Origin of the sequence: Comamonas testosteroni (genome assembly GCF_014076415.1) — a bacterium.
In the GTDB taxonomy this organism is placed as follows: domain Bacteria; phylum Pseudomonadota; class Gammaproteobacteria; order Burkholderiales; family Burkholderiaceae_C; genus Comamonas; species Comamonas testosteroni_F.
In genome coordinates this window covers 4,495,562-4,509,670 of the sequence record NZ_CP043568.1, presented here as the reverse complement: position 1 = coordinate 4,509,670, position 14,109 = coordinate 4,495,562, and the positions used below count along the sequence as shown (strand labels likewise).

At 60.5% G+C, this 14,109-nt stretch carries 18 protein-coding genes; 17 read left to right on the top strand and 1 reads right to left on the bottom strand.

Annotated elements, in window-relative coordinates; translation table 11 throughout:
* The first annotated feature begins 36 nt into the window (after positions 1-36).
* Positions 37-300 carry a transcriptional regulator gene (locus F0P97_RS20720; RefSeq protein ID WP_182283792.1) on the top strand — a complete coding sequence of 88 codons (264 nt, stop codon included), beginning with the start codon at positions 37-39 and terminating at the stop codon, positions 298-300.
* A 131-nt stretch (positions 301-431) separates the two neighbouring features.
* Here F0P97_RS20720 and F0P97_RS20715 read toward each other — a convergent pair whose 3' ends face one another.
* Positions 432-854 (bottom strand): hypothetical protein, encoded by a 423-nt coding sequence (locus F0P97_RS20715; RefSeq protein WP_182283790.1) that lies wholly within the window; start codon positions 852-854, stop codon positions 432-434.
* A 27-nt stretch (positions 855-881) separates the two neighbouring features.
* On the opposite strand from F0P97_RS20715, the gene F0P97_RS20710 reads away from it, so the two are divergent.
* From F0P97_RS20710 to F0P97_RS27925, 16 genes are all read left to right on the top strand, one after another.
* Complete coding sequence (locus F0P97_RS20710; RefSeq protein WP_182283789.1) at positions 882-1,412, top strand: phage regulatory CII family protein; 531 nt, start codon at positions 882-884, stop codon at positions 1,410-1,412.
* A complete protein-coding gene (locus F0P97_RS20705) occupies positions 1,402-2,244 on the top strand; it encodes a hypothetical protein (RefSeq protein WP_182283787.1) in 843 nt (280 codons plus the stop codon). Before F0P97_RS20710 ends, F0P97_RS20705 begins: the two co-directional genes overlap by 11 nt.
* Before the next feature lie 65 nt (positions 2,245-2,309).
* Positions 2,310-2,651: a hypothetical protein gene (locus F0P97_RS20700; protein ID WP_182283786.1), complete on the top strand. Its 342-nt coding sequence runs from the start codon at positions 2,310-2,312 to the stop codon at positions 2,649-2,651.
* Positions 2,652-2,671: 20 nt separating this feature from the next.
* Positions 2,672-3,487 (top strand): YdaU family protein, encoded by an 816-nt coding sequence (locus F0P97_RS20695; RefSeq protein WP_182283784.1) that lies wholly within the window; start codon positions 2,672-2,674, stop codon positions 3,485-3,487.
* Complete coding sequence (locus F0P97_RS20690; RefSeq protein WP_182283782.1) at positions 3,487-4,317, top strand: ATP-binding protein; 831 nt, start codon at positions 3,487-3,489, stop codon at positions 4,315-4,317. The genes F0P97_RS20695 and F0P97_RS20690 overlap by 1 nt, the downstream gene beginning before the upstream one ends.
* 112 nt (positions 4,318-4,429) lie before the next feature.
* Complete coding sequence (locus F0P97_RS20685; RefSeq protein WP_232537999.1) at positions 4,430-4,984, top strand: hypothetical protein; 555 nt, start codon at positions 4,430-4,432, stop codon at positions 4,982-4,984.
* Positions 4,981-7,185 carry a phage terminase large subunit family protein gene (locus F0P97_RS20680; protein ID WP_232537998.1) on the top strand — a complete coding sequence of 735 codons (2,205 nt, stop codon included), beginning with the start codon at positions 4,981-4,983 and terminating at the stop codon, positions 7,183-7,185. Before F0P97_RS20685 ends, F0P97_RS20680 begins: the two co-directional genes overlap by 4 nt.
* A 5-nt stretch (positions 7,186-7,190) precedes the next feature.
* Positions 7,191-7,535, top strand: coding sequence for a Mor transcription activator family protein (locus F0P97_RS20675; RefSeq protein ID WP_182283780.1), 345 nt, complete (start codon positions 7,191-7,193; stop codon positions 7,533-7,535).
* A 53-nt stretch (positions 7,536-7,588) separates the two neighbouring features.
* Positions 7,589-7,819, top strand: a complete 231-nt coding sequence (locus tag F0P97_RS20670) for a phage head-tail joining protein (protein WP_182283779.1) — start codon at positions 7,589-7,591, stop codon at positions 7,817-7,819.
* Between the two features lie 2 nt (positions 7,820-7,821).
* Entirely contained in the window at positions 7,822-9,324 is a 1,503-nt protein-coding gene (locus F0P97_RS20665) for a phage portal protein (protein ID WP_182283777.1), read from the top strand.
* Between the two features lie 54 nt (positions 9,325-9,378).
* Positions 9,379-11,460 carry a prohead protease/major capsid protein fusion protein gene (locus F0P97_RS20660; RefSeq protein ID WP_182283775.1) on the top strand — a complete coding sequence of 694 codons (2,082 nt, stop codon included), beginning with the start codon at positions 9,379-9,381 and terminating at the stop codon, positions 11,458-11,460.
* A 36-nt stretch (positions 11,461-11,496) separates the two neighbouring features.
* Complete coding sequence (locus F0P97_RS20655; RefSeq protein WP_182283773.1) at positions 11,497-11,856, top strand: DUF2190 family protein; 360 nt, start codon at positions 11,497-11,499, stop codon at positions 11,854-11,856.
* A gap of 326 nt (positions 11,857-12,182) precedes the next feature.
* Positions 12,183-12,626: a hypothetical protein gene (locus F0P97_RS20650; RefSeq protein ID WP_182283771.1), complete on the top strand. Its 444-nt coding sequence runs from the start codon at positions 12,183-12,185 to the stop codon at positions 12,624-12,626.
* Between the two features lie 18 nt (positions 12,627-12,644).
* Complete coding sequence (locus tag F0P97_RS20645; protein WP_182283769.1) at positions 12,645-13,301, top strand: phage tail tube protein; 657 nt, start codon at positions 12,645-12,647, stop codon at positions 13,299-13,301.
* A 13-nt stretch (positions 13,302-13,314) separates the two neighbouring features.
* The gene (locus F0P97_RS20640; RefSeq protein WP_182283767.1) at positions 13,315-13,665 is read left to right on the top strand and encodes a hypothetical protein; all 351 of its coding nucleotides are present in this window, start codon (positions 13,315-13,317) and stop codon (positions 13,663-13,665) included.
* Between the two features lie 248 nt (positions 13,666-13,913).
* On the top strand, positions 13,914-14,102 hold the full coding sequence (locus F0P97_RS27925; protein ID WP_332839861.1) for a hypothetical protein: 189 nt from the start codon (positions 13,914-13,916) through the stop codon (positions 14,100-14,102).
* Positions 14,103-14,109 lie beyond the last annotated feature (7 nt).

Here is a 14,109-nt window from a genome sequence, read left to right as displayed (position 1 = left end):
ATTGACTTGCATTAGCCCTTGGCTAAAAATGGAGGGATGAAGCTATCGGATTACCTCAATCAGCTCGAACGTGGTGGCAAGTCTGCTTTTGCCCGAAAGATTGGTGCGCACGCATCAGATCTCTCGGACTGGATGAAGGGCGCAAGACCGATACCAGTGCGCTTTTGCCTCGTGATCGAACGCGAGACTGGCGGTATGGTAGGTCGTCAAGACTGCCGTCCTAACGACTGGCAAATGTATTGGCCTGAGCTGGGACAGCAGGGCCAGTCGACTGCGATGGCTGAGGTCGCCAATGCTTGACGCACTTGCAGCTGATATCGCACGCGCCTGGAATGGTCGCAATCATGCTCAGCTGGCAGCCCAGTTTGGGATACCGCGTCAGTGCGTCTATTTGGCCATTCTGATGCTGCTGGCTGAGCGCAACTGGCTGCTCAGTCTGCAGCAGGCTGGCGTTTCGCTCTCTGAAGAGCAGAGTGCGCGGCTTGCTTTGCTGCTGGATCTGATTCCTGAGGATCGGTCTCCACAAGACCAAGCTTTTCGCACAGCTGCGCAAACACCACCTGCTGGCGAGGGTCTGCAATGCCCTTGTCGCGCTCAGCCTGGCGGCAGGTCGCAATCCACTTCACCAGGGCCTCTGCTGTGAAGTTGGGCTCTACCTCCAGCATGAATATCAAGTGGCCGAGCATGGCCTCGATGGCGTCGATGCGTTCGTCGGGCGTGGCTGGTCTGTCTGGTTGCTTGTCCATTTTTTTCGTCTTGATCAGCTCTGATATCGGGGCGGTTTTCGCCATGGTAGCCAATGGCGCGGGGCTGGTTTTTTCTTTGGCTGGTGTGGCTGTGGGTTGTGTGCTCATGGCTGCCTTTGTTTGAGGAGGTCTGCTATGGGCTCTACTTTCGCAATCGGGGCAGGTTTTGGCTATGGCGTTTCAGCGGCTGATTCCGACATTGCACGCGGCATGTGCCTGCAGGATGCGGCACGACTGATTTCCGATCGCTTCAAGGGCGGGGTGCCGGCACTGGCCGAGGCCATGGGCGTATCTGCCAACACGCTGCAGCACAAGCTGAACCCGAATAACAAGACGCACAAGCTGACGCTGGATGAGGCGTTGGCGATGCAGCAGGTATCGGGGATGCCCTTTGTGCTGCATGCGATGGCGGCTGCGATGGCGCACAGCTGCATGCCAGAGGTGCCGGACCAGTCGGGCGGCAACGCGGTGGAGGCGTTCATGCGCTTTCAGCAGGGCCTGGGCGAGTTCACTGCGGCCGTGGCCGATTCGCTGCTGGATGGTGATGCGACCAGCCGCAACGAGTTCAGGCGCGTGCAGGCCCGTGCCGGCGACCTGATGGCCCTGGTGGGCTACATGGTGGCGGTGGTGGCTCAGCGGGTGCCGGAGGTGCGCGATGAGGCTTGACATCAACACCAAGGGCCTGCAGGCAGTGCAGCGGCGCATTGATGCGCTGTCTGCAGGTGGTCTGCAGCAGGCACAGGTGAAGGCCGTGAACGATGTGGCCTACCAGAACCTGCGCCCAGCCATGGCCGAGGAGATGCGCTCGGTGTTTGACCGGCCTACGGCCTACATCTTGCGCAGCCCTTGGGTGCAGCCGGCGACGGATGCCCGCCTTTATGCGCTGGTGGCCCCGAGGGACACCCGAGGTGGCGGGGTTGACCCCCAAAAGATTTTGGACGCCCAGGTGTGGGGCGGGCGCCGTGGAGACAAGCGCTCCGAGGTGGCCTTGAAGCGTGCTGGCATCTTGCCTGCGGGCTATCAGACGGCCATTCCTGACGTGCCGTTCCCCGGCAGCGAGGACGGCCACGGCAATTTGCGTGGCGCGTTCTTGGTGCAGGTGCTGAGCTATCTGCAGGCGTTTGGCGAGCAGGGCCGGGGCCATCACATCAACATGAAAGACAAGCGCAAGCAGGCCATCGAGAAGAACGGCGGCGCCAAGCGCAGGCTGGTCGGCCCTTCGATTGGCCGGCGCTACATCGTGGCCTACGGAAAGCTGCGCGGCGGCGCCCGTTGGACGGCCAAGGGTGAGAACGATGCGCGTGCATCCAACCTGGCCCCAGGCATCTGGGCGGTGGTGGGCCGAACGGGCGCAGATATTCGGCCCGTGGTGATGTTCGTGAAGGCTGGCCGCTACACGCCCCGATTCGACATGGACAAGGTGGCCTCGCGTGCCCAGCTGGATGAGCAGCTGGCGCGGCGCATGCGCTACCGCATCAGGCAGGCGGCAGGCGTGTGACCAACAAGACATTCAACGCGGCGCAGCAGCCGCAGACCCAAACACAGATATCAGGAGCTTCAACCATGCAGCAACCCCAAGCCGTTGTGACCGGCAAAGACACCAGCGCCGAGGCTTTTGCCGAGCTGGGCAACGAATCGCGCCGCCGTTTGAGCGAGAAGCTTTACCAGACGCTGCGCCATGCCCATCAGCACGGCGTGCGCGATATGAGCCGACGTGAGCTGCGCGAGTACCACAACCAGCAGACCGGCGAGTGGCTGGAGCTTTCCAGTGTGGCCAGCACGGTGAATGCCTTGGTGGCTGCCGGACGACTGGAGGAGGGGGCTGCACGCCGCTGCAGCATGTCCCCGCGTCAGCGGGATGTGGTGCCTGTGAAGTGCAAGGCGCAGCAGCAAGCGATTGCCTGATATCAGTTGGGCCTAGGGCAATGAATCACTACCCGCACCACATTGGTGACTTCAACAATGCAACCCGGCATTTAACGTTCGTTGAACGGGCGTTGTACCGGGAACTGCTGGATTTGTATTACGACACCGAGCAGCCGCTGAACCCGGACTTTGACAAGCTGGCGCGCCGTGTGCTGGCAACGTCTGATGAGCTGCGCAAGGCTCTGCAAGGGCTGCTTGATGAGTTCTTCACCCTGCAGGATGACGGCTGGCATAACGACCGCTGTGATATCGAGTTGGCCGCGTACCTGAAAAAACAGGAGCAGCAATCGCTTGCTGGTAAAGCGTCTGCGGCTAAACGCAAGGGCGGCAAGAAGCCTGCGCCACCTCTGGCTGGTGGTGCTGCTACTGGTCAACCGGGCCAAGTTGGTGACGGTGAACCCGGTGCAACGGACGTTGAACGGACGTTGAACGAACGTACAACCAACCAGAACCAGAACCAGAACCATATCGATGATGAAGAAAGGGCGCGCACGGATGCCGTGGTGCCTGCTCGTGAAGCCGAATGGGCAGCGGTGTTTGAAGAGTTTGGCGTGCAGGTCGACCACACCAGCATCCACGACCGCAAGAAGTTCTGGCCGCTGGCCAACAGCTGGTGCACCAGTCGCGTGACGGTGGGGCAGATGCGGGTGGCTGTGGCCCGTGCCCGCGCCGAGGCGCGTGAGCCGATCTCGTACCTGCCGTCCTACGTTGATCGCGTGTTGGCGACTGCCTCGGCACCGATCAAGCCTCGTCCTGGCCGTAGTGAGCCACCCATCAAAACCCTCCACCAAGGCATAGGAGTGCATGCGCTGTGATGAATGAAATGAATCGCCAACCCGGTATCCGCTCGCTGTCTGCTGCCATCCAGTCGGGTGTGCATCGTCCCCCGCTGGTGAAGCAGGCCGAATGCGATAGGCATGGCCCCTTCCAGTCGCTGTGCCATCTGGGCGACATCTGGCTGGGCTGCCCAGCATGCGCAGCGGCTGAGCGTGAGGCAGAGAGGCTGCGTGATGAGCAGCAGCGCCGCGCGGTGAGGGTGCAGGAGTGGGAGGCCAGGATGGGCCGCGCCGGTATCCCTGAGCGCTTTCGTGATCGCACGTTGGAGTCGTACGTGGTGAGCCATCAGGGTCAGCAGATGGCGTTGGACTTCGCCCAGGCGTACGCCGATGACTTTGTCAGGGTGCGCAAGACGGGACGCAGCGCGATCTTCATGGGCAATTTCGGCACTGGCAAGACGCACCTGGCCGTAGGCATTGGCCTGCAGGTGATGCGCGAGCACAAGGCCAGTGTGCTGTTTGCGACGGCGGGCCGCATGGTGCGCATGGTCAAGGACAGCTGGGCCCGCAACTCAGGCGTGACCGAGAGCGATGTGGTAGCGCAGATGGTGTTCCCGGATCTGCTGATCGTGGACGAGGTAGGCGTGCAGCAGGGTACGGAGTTCGAGCGCAATGTGATGTTCGACGTTCTCAATGATCGCTATGAGCAGCGCAAGCCCTCGCTGCTGCTGACCAATCACACGGTCGAGGATCTGAGCAGCAAGTACCTGGGGGAGCGCGTGGTGGATCGCCTGCGTGAGGATGGTGGTGCCGTGCTCAAGTTCTCTTGGGACAGCGGTCGCCCAGGTATGGGAGTGCTGGCGGCATGAGGGCGGGTGTGCTTAAAAAAGTGGCAGGTCGTGGGTCCTCCTGGGGCACCTCAGGAGCGGGTAATTCGGGCCGCCCTTTCGGACTGTTGCGCAACCTTGCTAGGGGGGTTAAGTGAAGGTGCTGCCTTACTTGGATGCTATCGTTTCGCAAGCAGAGTTTGCGCAGATGGTTGGGGTGAGCGAAGCCAGCATAAGCAAGCGAGTCAGCGAGGGCGTGATCTCTCGCGGTGACAACGCGCATGCATGGCTGGTGGGTTACTGCGAGCATCTGCGGGACCAAGCCGCAGGCCGGCTCGGTGAAAGCCAGGGTCTCGATATCGTGCAGGAACGGGCGGGGCTGGCAAAGGCCCAGCGCGAGGCACAAGAGCTGAAGAACCAAGTTGCGCGCGGCGAGTACGCGCCGATTGGCCTGCTGGCTGATGTGCTCGGCCTCGCATCCTCTGCAGTGGTGGACCGTATGGACCAGTTCGATAGCCTGCTGAGCAAGTCCTGCCCAGATCTGCCCGAGGATGTGCGCAAGGTCGTGATGAGCGTGATGGCCGGCGCACGCAATGAGTGGATCAAGTCGACCGCTCGCCTGGTTGCCGTTGCTGTGGACGCGATGGCGCAGGATGAAGAAGACGAGGGCGACCTACCTGATATCAGAGATGAGGAGGGGCAGGGATGAGTGCACCTCTGAGCGTGGAGGCCGTAGAGGCCATGAAAAAGGCGGTTGAGCTCGGCCTATCGAGTCTCAGGGCTGAGCCTCCCCAGTCCCTGAGCGAATGGGCAGCCGAGCACTTCAAGCTGGCAGGCGAGTCAAGCCACCAGAAGGGCGGATGGTTTGCTTGGCCTTTTCAGATCGGCGTGCTGGATTTCATGAGCGATGACCGGATCAAAGATCTGGCGGTGAAGAAAAGTAAGCGCGTAGGCTATTCGAAGATGATTACCGCGTTCATTTGTTACAACATTGCTCACCGTCGGCGTAAGCAGGCGTTGTGGCAGCCCACGGACGATGACCGGGACAGCTTTGTCAAATCAGAAATTGAGCCGCTGCTAGACCCAAAAACAGGTGTCCCCTCCGTTCTTGCAGCTCGCAAGCGTGATACCCGAGTTGAAGAAACCATCAAGTACAAGCCGTTTCGAGACAGCGTTTTGCACCTTCTGGGTGGCAAGGCGGCTCGTGCCTATCGTCGTATCACTGTGGCCGTGGCAATCCTCGATGAGTGGACGGCATTCGACCAGACCGTAGGCGGCACCAAGGACAAGAACTCGGGCTCTCCCGGATCTCTTGCAAAGGGGCGTCTTGAGGGGGCCGCTTACCCGAAGTTTGTGGGGGGCAGCACCCCTGGCATCAAAGGCTTGTGCCACGTCAGCCGTGCTTGTGAGGATTCCGAGGATGAGGTGGATTACCTCATCGAGTGCCCGCATTGCAGTCTTGAGCACCCGCTGCGCTGGGGCGGCAAGGATGTGCGTCACGGCTTCAAGTGGGATGAGGGGAAGCCCGAGACGGTCCGCCATGTGTGCCCGCACTGCCTCGAATCGATATCACAGGCTGATTACTTGCCTGGGGGCTGGCCGCTGGTCGGTGCCTGGGTGTGCCGAAGGTCAGGCAAGCGTTACGGCGCGGATTGTGTCTGGCGTGATGCAGCGGGTGAGGTATGCCGCCCGCCCAGCACGCTCGGCGTACATATCTGGGCAGCCTACAGCCCGCAGCGTGCGTGGTCAGACATTGTTGATGAATTCCTGAAGGCGTGCCGTGCCCTGGAAGAAGGTGATGCAGGGCCTATGACCACCTTCACCAATGAGACTTTGGGCGAGGCCTGGGAACTCCGTGGTGAGGGTGCAGACGATCATGTGTTGCAAGCGCGTGCAGAGAAATACTCCTTGGGCACTGTGCCCGTGGGTGGCCTGGTCCTTAGTACGGGTGTCGACGTGCAGCGTACATGGTGGCAGATCAATGTGTGGGCGTGGGCGCGAGGCATGGAGAGCTGGCTCGTTGATCGCATCCTCATTGAAGGCAATCCAGCTGTTGATGCTGATTGGGCGCCTGTCACTGCTTTCCTGAGGCGCCGCTACAAACAGGCATGGCATGGCGGCTCGCTGGGCACTAGTGCCATCAGCATTGACTCATCTGACCAGACGCACGCCGTCTATAACTACGTGCGGACCCATCAGCACTTGCTGCCCAATCTGCGTGCAATCAAGGGTGATACCAACGACAACCGGCCCATCCTCGGGCCGGCCAGCATGAAGGATATTGACTGGCGGGGCTCGAAGGTCAAGCACGGCGTCAAGCTCTGGCTTGTTGGTGTGGATAACGCCAAGGATTTGTTGCTCGGGCAGTTGGCCATCCCGAAGCCTGGTCCTGGCTATGTCCACTTCAGTCAGGACTTGCCGCGCGAATACTACGAGCAGTTGACTGCCGAGCAGCGGGTTTTGTCTAAATCCACTGCAAAGGATGGCTACAAGTGGGTCAAAAAGCGTCCTCGAAATGAGGATCTCGATTGCCGAAACTATGCCATCCATGCGGCGATGACTCTGGGCCTGCACAAGTACACAGACGTTCGCTGGGCGCAGGTTGAGCAGATGGTGCAGCCGCCACGGGATCTATTCAGTCCGCCAGAGCTGCCTGTTTCGGTTGGGCCTGATTCAGAGCCCGACGCATCAGCGCTGCTTGCTGCGGTGCCTGCCGTTGCTGCTGACGGTGATGCTGAGGTTGAATCCACGCCAGCCGAAGCCATAGAGGCTGCAGATCCGCTGCCTCAAGTAGTTCATGTGGTTCAGCCTCCTGCTCAGCCCGCTGCGGCCGTGCCATCGGTGCGTCCCGCACCGGCCCGCCGTCATGCTACCGCGCGCCGCCCTGGTGGCTTTTCTCGCTCTTGGTGAAGTCTATGAATAAAAACGAGCCACAGTCCAAAGCTGTCATTGATACCGCCAAGAGTGGAGAGCCGGACCCAGACTTTGTGCCTGATCTTGTAGACCGCATGTTTGAGTATCTGGTGGAGTTGGTGCCCGAGATCCAGCGCAGCGAGACGGGACTGGAGAGGGTGCAGGCGGCTTTGCGCAAAGAGTTCGCAGGGCAGGAGGTCTATATCCCCGCTCGGTCCTCAGTGAGCAAAGCAGAGGAGCGCAGGGCGGTGCTCAAGCTTTGGAACGGGCGCAATGCCACCACGATTGCCCGCTCACTGGGTATCAGCAGGGCGACGGTGTACCGATACCTCAAGCAGCCTGGCTAAAACTGTCTCAGTTTTCCGGGAAATGAGACGCGCGCCTCGGTAGCGTGCGCCTTATGAGCACGCCCCAAGAACTTCAAGCGCGTCTAGCACGCCTCAATGCCGCCATCCATAGTGGTGAGCGCTCCATTACTACCGAGGACGGTGCCTCCGTCACCTATCGGGACTACAAGGAGATGCTGGCAGCTCGCCGCGATCTGGAGATCCAGATTGCAGCGGCTGTCTCTTCTCGGCGCCCGACGGCGGTCGTGGCCCGCTTTCGCAACGCAACCTTGCGCCGAGGTTAAGCATGCAGAAGAAGCCACTTTCAAGAAAAGCGTCTCCAACTGCGTTTGATCGCTTGGTGGGCTATTTCTCGCCTCTGCAGGGTTTGCGCCGCCAGGCTGCTCGGGAAATGTTGGTGCGGGCCTATGAAGGTGCGGACCGCAAAGATGGCTGGTTCGTCAAGAGGACGGGGGCCAGCGCAAGGGCTGACCATCTGGCTGATGCTCGTGAATTGCGGGTGCGTGCTCGCTCACTGGTGCAGAACGTGCCCAACATCACGCGCGCCGTCGCGGCGGTGCTGGCATGTCGAGTTGGGCAAGGCATTGTTCCGGTATGGACAGATCCTGGCCTCGCCAAGCGCTGGAAAGAGTGGGTGCCTCTTGCCGACTATGACGGCCTGCTGAACTTCTATGGGCTGGAGGCGAAGATCGAGCGCACGCGGGATGTGGACGGTGCGGTCATCATTCGCAAGCACATCCAGAAGATGGGGTCTGTCGTGCCTTTGCGTCTGCAGGTTCTGGAGATTGATTATCTGGACGAGCAGAGGAGCGCGGTGCTGTCTGGCGGTGCCGAGATCATCGGTGGCATCGAGTATGACAAGCGCGGGCGGCGCGTGGCTTACTACCTGTTTGACCGTCATCCCGGCGATGCGGGCAATTGGACTATGGGGCGCAGCGGCTCCAGCAAGCGGGTGCCTGCAGATGAGGTCATTCACTATTTCAACCCAGAACGGCCGGGGCAGCAGGACGGCATCACCCGCCTGGCACCAATCATTGCCAAGGTGCGGGATCTGCATACCTATGGTGATTCCGAGCTGCAGCGCAAGCAGCTGGAGTCGCGCATGGGGGTGCTGGCTGAGATGGATGGGTCTAGCCAGCTTCCCAAATTGCCTGATGAGCAAGGAAAAGAGGGTGAGCCGGGTCTGATGGATTTGGGGGATTTGGCGGGCGGCGCCATTGTCGGGCTCCCGCCGGGTATGACCAACCCGACATTCATTGAGCCCAAGCCTGTGCCTGGCTATGAGGCTTACATGAAGTTCGGTTGGAAAGAGGTTGCGGCAGGCTACGGATGCCCATATGAACTCATGACAGGCGATTTGACTGAAGTGAACTTCAGCAGCTCACGCGTGCGCATGAATCAGTTCCGTGCCGAGGTTGAGTCCGAGCAATGGACCATCACTGTGCCCCGGATGTGTGAGCCAATCGCGGCGTGGTGGCTGTCTGCCTGCGAGCTGGTGGCTGCTTTGCCGGTCAATGTGGAGCCGCCAGACTGGAGCACCCCTAAATGGGCAAGCCCGAACCCTGTGCAGGATGTAGTCAGCGATCTGAGTGCCATCAAGGGCGGCCTGCAAAGCCTTAGCGAAACCATCCGTCGACGTGGCTACGACCCTGAGCAAGTCCGCGAAGAACTGGCAAGCGATTTGAAATGGCTGCAGAGCGAGGGAATCCTGCCCTTGCTGGCATCTCTGTGGGGTGCAAAGGACCCCCTTGAACTCGCGGCACAGGTGGGGAGCAAAGAGCCGTCATAAAGATCGTCTCAGTTTTCCGGGAAATGAGACAGCATTCCCGGAAAACTGAGCGCCATGCCACAAGCCAACGCTCAATCCCAAGCATCCCAGGTTCACGATCTGCCGGTGCAAACGCGCGATGCAACGCTGGTGCCCAGCACTTTCAGCGAAGCCGACAACACCGTAGAGATCGTGTGGACCCAGGGGGCCACGGTTCGCCGTTACGACTGGTGGAATGAACGGCCCTACGACGAGGCCCTTGACGTTACGCCCGAAGCGGTGGACATGGCGCGATTCGAGGCTGGCACCGTGCAGGTGCTGGACGGTCATCGCACCTGGGGCGGCGTGAGCTCAATTCTCGGCATCGCTCAACGTGGCTGGATCGAAAACGGTGAAGGGCGTGCCGTTATTCGACTGAGCCAGCGCCCCGAGCTGGCGGGCGTTGTGGCCGATATCCGCGCTGGTGTGATTCGTGCCATCAGCTTTGGCTACAGCGTCGAGCGCTACGAAATCACCCGCGCCCAGGATCGCACGGACGGCGTCAATGTCGATCTCTATCGCGCAGCTCGCTGGACGCCTCAAGAAATCTCTTTCGTGACTGTGCCGGCCGATGCCGGTGCGGGCACTCGCAATCAACCGGGTTCTCAAGCTTCGCCAGGTGGCGCCACTCGCGGTGGCTCTCCTTGCGAATTCATCCAACGGGCAGCCGCCCAACCATCTACACAGGAGCAACAACGCATGCCCCAAGTAAACAGCGCCCCTGACGGCGGCAACACAGCCCCCGCAGCGCCTCAAAACCAATCAGAGCCTGTCAACCGCCAGGCTCCCGCAGCTCCTTCGGCGCCTGCGGCTCCTGCCGTAGCACCTGCAGCTGCATTCGACGGTCAGCGCGCTGCTGAGATTGTTGGTCTGTGCCAGCGTCACGGCCTGAATGATCTGCAGGTGGATCTGCTGCGCCGTCAGGCCACGATGGATGAGGCCCGCGCGGCTGTCCTCGATGCATTGGACCAGCGCTCCGCCGGCAGCACGACCGGCCCTACGACCAGTATTCGCACCACGGGTGATGAGCATGAAACCCGTGTGCGAGGCATCGAAAACGCGCTGATGAACCGCGTGAATCCTGGCAATGCCCTGGATGACAACGGTCGCCAGTATCGAGCCATGACCCTGGTGGAGATGGCTCGCGCAGTGGTTCAAGGTCTGGGCGTTGAAACCCGCAATATGAGCCGCGCCCAGATTGTGGACGCCGCTCTGCGCATGCGTTCGGGTTACATGGGCTCGGGTGACTTCCCGGCTCTGCTTGGTGGTGTTGGTCAGCGCATTTTGCGTGCGGCCTACGATCAAGCGGAAAGCACCTATGCCCTGTGGGCGCGTCGTGCAGCCAACCTGCCCGACTTCCGCATTCGCCAAGCTATTGGCGTCTCGGGTGATGTTGAGCTGAAAAAGCTTAACGAGCACGGCGAGTACACCTACGGAAAGCTTTCCGAAGACGCCGCAGGCTACCGCGCATTCACCTTTGGCCGCTCTTTGGCTATCACTCGCGTGATGATTGTCAATGATGACTTGGACTCTCTCTCTCGCGTGGGGCCGCGCTTTGCTGACGCTGCCAAGCGTCTGGAAAACCGTCTGGTGTATGAGCAGTTGCTGGGCAATCCGATCCTGTCTGACGGCAAGGCGTTGTTTGATGCTGTGCACAAAAACACGCTGACAGGTGCGGGTTCCGAGCTGTCGCTGGAGGCCTTGTCTGATGCGCGTGCCCTGATGCGCAAGCAAGTGGGGCCTGACAAGGAGAGCCTGAACATTGCTCCCTCGTTCCTGCTGGTTCCCTCTGACCTGGAAACCAAGGCTTACCAGCTCACCAGCTCGAACTACATGCCGGCTAAGCCTGGTGATGTCAACGAATTCCGTGCGGGCGGTCGTACCGCACTGGAGCCCATTGTTGAGCCACTGCTGGACACCGAGCCCACTCGCTGGTTCCTGGCTGCTGCCAATCAACGCATCGACACCGTGGAATTCGCCTACGTCGATGGCTATGAAGGTCTGCGCACCGAGACCTTCGCCAGTGAAGACATTGACGGCGTGAAGCTGCGCGCCTCGCTGGACTTTGCCGCCAAAGCCATGGAGCACCGTGGTTTGACCATGGCTGCAGGCAAGTAAGCAGCTGCTCGCGTCCTGAAACTCAAGGAGAAATCAATGCGAAATTATGTTCAGCCTGGCAACGTCATTGAAGTGCCCGCAGCAGCTGCGGCCGTGGCGCCCGGCCAGGTCGTGGTGATCGGCGCGATTCTGGCGATTGCCAATGGTTCCGCCGCTGCTGGTGAGTCCTACAACGCCACGCGCGGCGGCGTGTTTGAGGTGCCCAAAGTGGGTGGTGCCGCGTTCACACAGGGTCAGCCCCTGTACTGGGATGCCTCGGCGGGCGCTTTCGCCGGCTCCGGCGCGCCGGCCTCAGGCGATGTCACTGGTGCTGCTGTGGCTTGGGAAGCTGCCGCCTCTGCCGCCACCAGTGCCCTGGTGTTGCTGCCTGGTCTGCTCGGCACTGTGGCGGCCTAAGCAATGGATGGCGTGATGAGTCCTGGTGCAGATCGCGCATCGCGTGTTCGCGGTGCAGTCACGCGCCATCTGGCAAACGCGAGTGCCACCTGGCAGGGAGGGGAGCCGTTCGGCGTGGTCTTCTCCCGCAGAAATGGGAGTGAATGGGTTCCTGGCGCACCTGTTTCTGCAGTGCGCTGCTCTGTATCGCTGTCGGTTCATTTGTGTCCTGGGATTGACGACGGTGCTCTGGGCCTTTCTGTTGACGGCATTGCCTACTGCATCGCTTCGCCTGTTGTTCCTGATGCCAGTGGCTGGGTCAAGTTGGAAGTGGTGGAGGCGTAGCTATGGCAAATGAGCAAACCATCTTTTGGCGAGTTGCCTCCGATATGTCTGCGCGTCTTGCGGATGTGCTCGGTCCATCGGTGAGGGTGTTTGAGCGTCGGGCAAGGGGGCTCTCTCAGTCCGTCAAGAAATGCGTGGTCGTTCGTGTCGCGCAGGCACGGTCAACGGCTGGTGTGGGGGCTGCTGCTCCTGGCCTGTGGGGAACGCATTTGCAGGTGGATTGCCTGGTGCGCGCGGGTGGTGATGTTGATGCCGAAGCTGATGCCTTGATGGCATCGGTGATTGAGGCACTGAGGCCGGACGCAGTGAAGGAAACGCCGAGTGCAGGTCTGTCACTTTCGCAAATTGACTGGGATGACGACTACGACGGCGAATCGTCTGTCTGCATCTCGATTTCTTACCAATTGCGTCATGCCGGCCCCCGTGGCGGCGGCGTGCGTGTTTGATTTTTGAAAGGGGCCGTTATGGAACCGATTTTCTGGACCAATGTGAGTATCAGCGTGCAGACCGCAGTGTCTGACGCCTTTTCCATTGAAAGCATCAGCAAAGCAGTCGAAGGCTTGGTGAAGTTCGCGGGAGTTGCCCCCGCTGAGCTCAAATCTGGTGCCATCGTGCGCTTGACTGATGTGAACGGCATGGTTGCAGTGAATGACCGTGCATTCCGCGTCAAGTCTTTCGACGGTGCCGCTAAGACTTTCGTTCTGGAAGGTGAGGACACCACCGACTACGGCAATTTCACGGGCGGTTCGGCTGTCGTGGTCACGCTTGGAGCTGACTTCCGCTCTGTGCAGGAGGTCAATGCCTCGGGCGGCGACTTTGAAAAGGCCGATATCACAACGGTGCACGGCATGCTGCGCCGCCGTCGCTCTACGGTGCAGAACCCTGTCACCTTCGCCTTCACCAATCTGTTTGACATGGGTGACCCTGGCTTCAAGGAATGCGTGAAGGCTCACCGTAGCAAGACCACGCGCGTGATTCAGCTTGGTTTCGGTACCGGCCCAAAGATTCTGCTGGTGGGCGCTCCTGCAGCAACGGGCGTGCCTACCGGACAAGCCCAGGGCGTCGTGCAAACCCCTGTGGATATCGAATGCCAGGGCGTGCCCACCACTCTCGAATCGTGATCGGAGACCAAGAATGAGTGTGCTCATTGAAGTAGATGACGTGGTGCGTGTGCCTGTGGAAGGCCAACTGGTCGACAAGGCAGGCCAGCGTGTTGATTTCAGTTTCAAGATCGACATGCACCGCATGGATCAGGATGAGTTCGATAAGGAATTGTCGAACCCCGGCATCGACACCAAGACCCTGGTGACCCGCGAGGCCCGCGGCTGGGATGAAGTGCTCACCCGTGAAGGCGTCTCCGTTCCCTATAGCCCAGAGGCACTGCAGCGCTTTCTGCGCATTCCCGGCATGACAAACATGGTCTGGGTGGCCTATGCCAACCATGCCGGGGTACAGGCAAAAAACTTCGAGCGCTCGTCCGTCTGAGTCTTGAGCAGCAACGCCGTGAGTCCAAAGCCCATGCCAAAAAACAGCAGCCTGCTGCTGCGCCGGTTGATGCCAGTCATGCACTGGCAAAGCTTGCGCGCCTGGTTCCGCCCAGCAGCGATCAGGCTGAGTCTGCAGCAGTTCCACAGCGCTTTGCGCTCTGGAGCTGCAATGTGCAGCCCTGGCGGCATTGGCTCAATGTGCAAACCATGTGGGCCACAGATGGCGGGTGGCGGTGCGGCCTCCGGGTGGCTGATGTGCAGGCCTACATGGAGCTATCTGGTGTTGCGGATGGCGAGCGCGAAGCCCTTTATGCACTTTTGCAAGAGTGCGAACTCGAAGCGCTCACTGTCTATGCCGAGCATTGGCAGGCTGATGAGCAAGAGCGTGCGCTTGAGCGTGAGCGCGAAAAGCAGCGAGACAAGCTGCGCAAGTAATAGCCGA

Coding starts and splice junctions, on each gene's coding strand:
- F0P97_RS20720 (WP_182283792.1), top strand. CDS start 37: ATGAAGCTATCGGATTACCTCAATCAGCTCGAACGTGGTGGCAAGTCT.
- F0P97_RS20715 (WP_182283790.1), bottom strand. CDS start 854: ATGAGCACACAACCCACAGCCACACCAGCCAAAGAAAAAACCAGCCCC.
- F0P97_RS20710 (WP_182283789.1), top strand. CDS start 882: ATGGGCTCTACTTTCGCAATCGGGGCAGGTTTTGGCTATGGCGTTTCA.
- F0P97_RS20705 (WP_182283787.1), top strand. CDS start 1,402: ATGAGGCTTGACATCAACACCAAGGGCCTGCAGGCAGTGCAGCGGCGC.
- F0P97_RS20700 (WP_182283786.1), top strand. CDS start 2,310: ATGCAGCAACCCCAAGCCGTTGTGACCGGCAAAGACACCAGCGCCGAG.
- F0P97_RS20695 (WP_182283784.1), top strand. CDS start 2,672: ATGAATCACTACCCGCACCACATTGGTGACTTCAACAATGCAACCCGG.
- F0P97_RS20690 (WP_182283782.1), top strand. CDS start 3,487: ATGAATGAAATGAATCGCCAACCCGGTATCCGCTCGCTGTCTGCTGCC.
- F0P97_RS20680 (WP_232537998.1), top strand. CDS start 4,981: ATGAGTGCACCTCTGAGCGTGGAGGCCGTAGAGGCCATGAAAAAGGCG.
- F0P97_RS20675 (WP_182283780.1), top strand. CDS start 7,191: ATGAATAAAAACGAGCCACAGTCCAAAGCTGTCATTGATACCGCCAAG.
- F0P97_RS20670 (WP_182283779.1), top strand. CDS start 7,589: ATGAGCACGCCCCAAGAACTTCAAGCGCGTCTAGCACGCCTCAATGCC.
- F0P97_RS20665 (WP_182283777.1), top strand. CDS start 7,822: ATGCAGAAGAAGCCACTTTCAAGAAAAGCGTCTCCAACTGCGTTTGAT.
- F0P97_RS20660 (WP_182283775.1), top strand. CDS start 9,379: ATGCCACAAGCCAACGCTCAATCCCAAGCATCCCAGGTTCACGATCTG.
- F0P97_RS20655 (WP_182283773.1), top strand. CDS start 11,497: ATGCGAAATTATGTTCAGCCTGGCAACGTCATTGAAGTGCCCGCAGCA.
- F0P97_RS20650 (WP_182283771.1), top strand. CDS start 12,183: ATGGCAAATGAGCAAACCATCTTTTGGCGAGTTGCCTCCGATATGTCT.
- F0P97_RS20645 (WP_182283769.1), top strand. CDS start 12,645: ATGGAACCGATTTTCTGGACCAATGTGAGTATCAGCGTGCAGACCGCA.
- F0P97_RS20640 (WP_182283767.1), top strand. CDS start 13,315: ATGAGTGTGCTCATTGAAGTAGATGACGTGGTGCGTGTGCCTGTGGAA.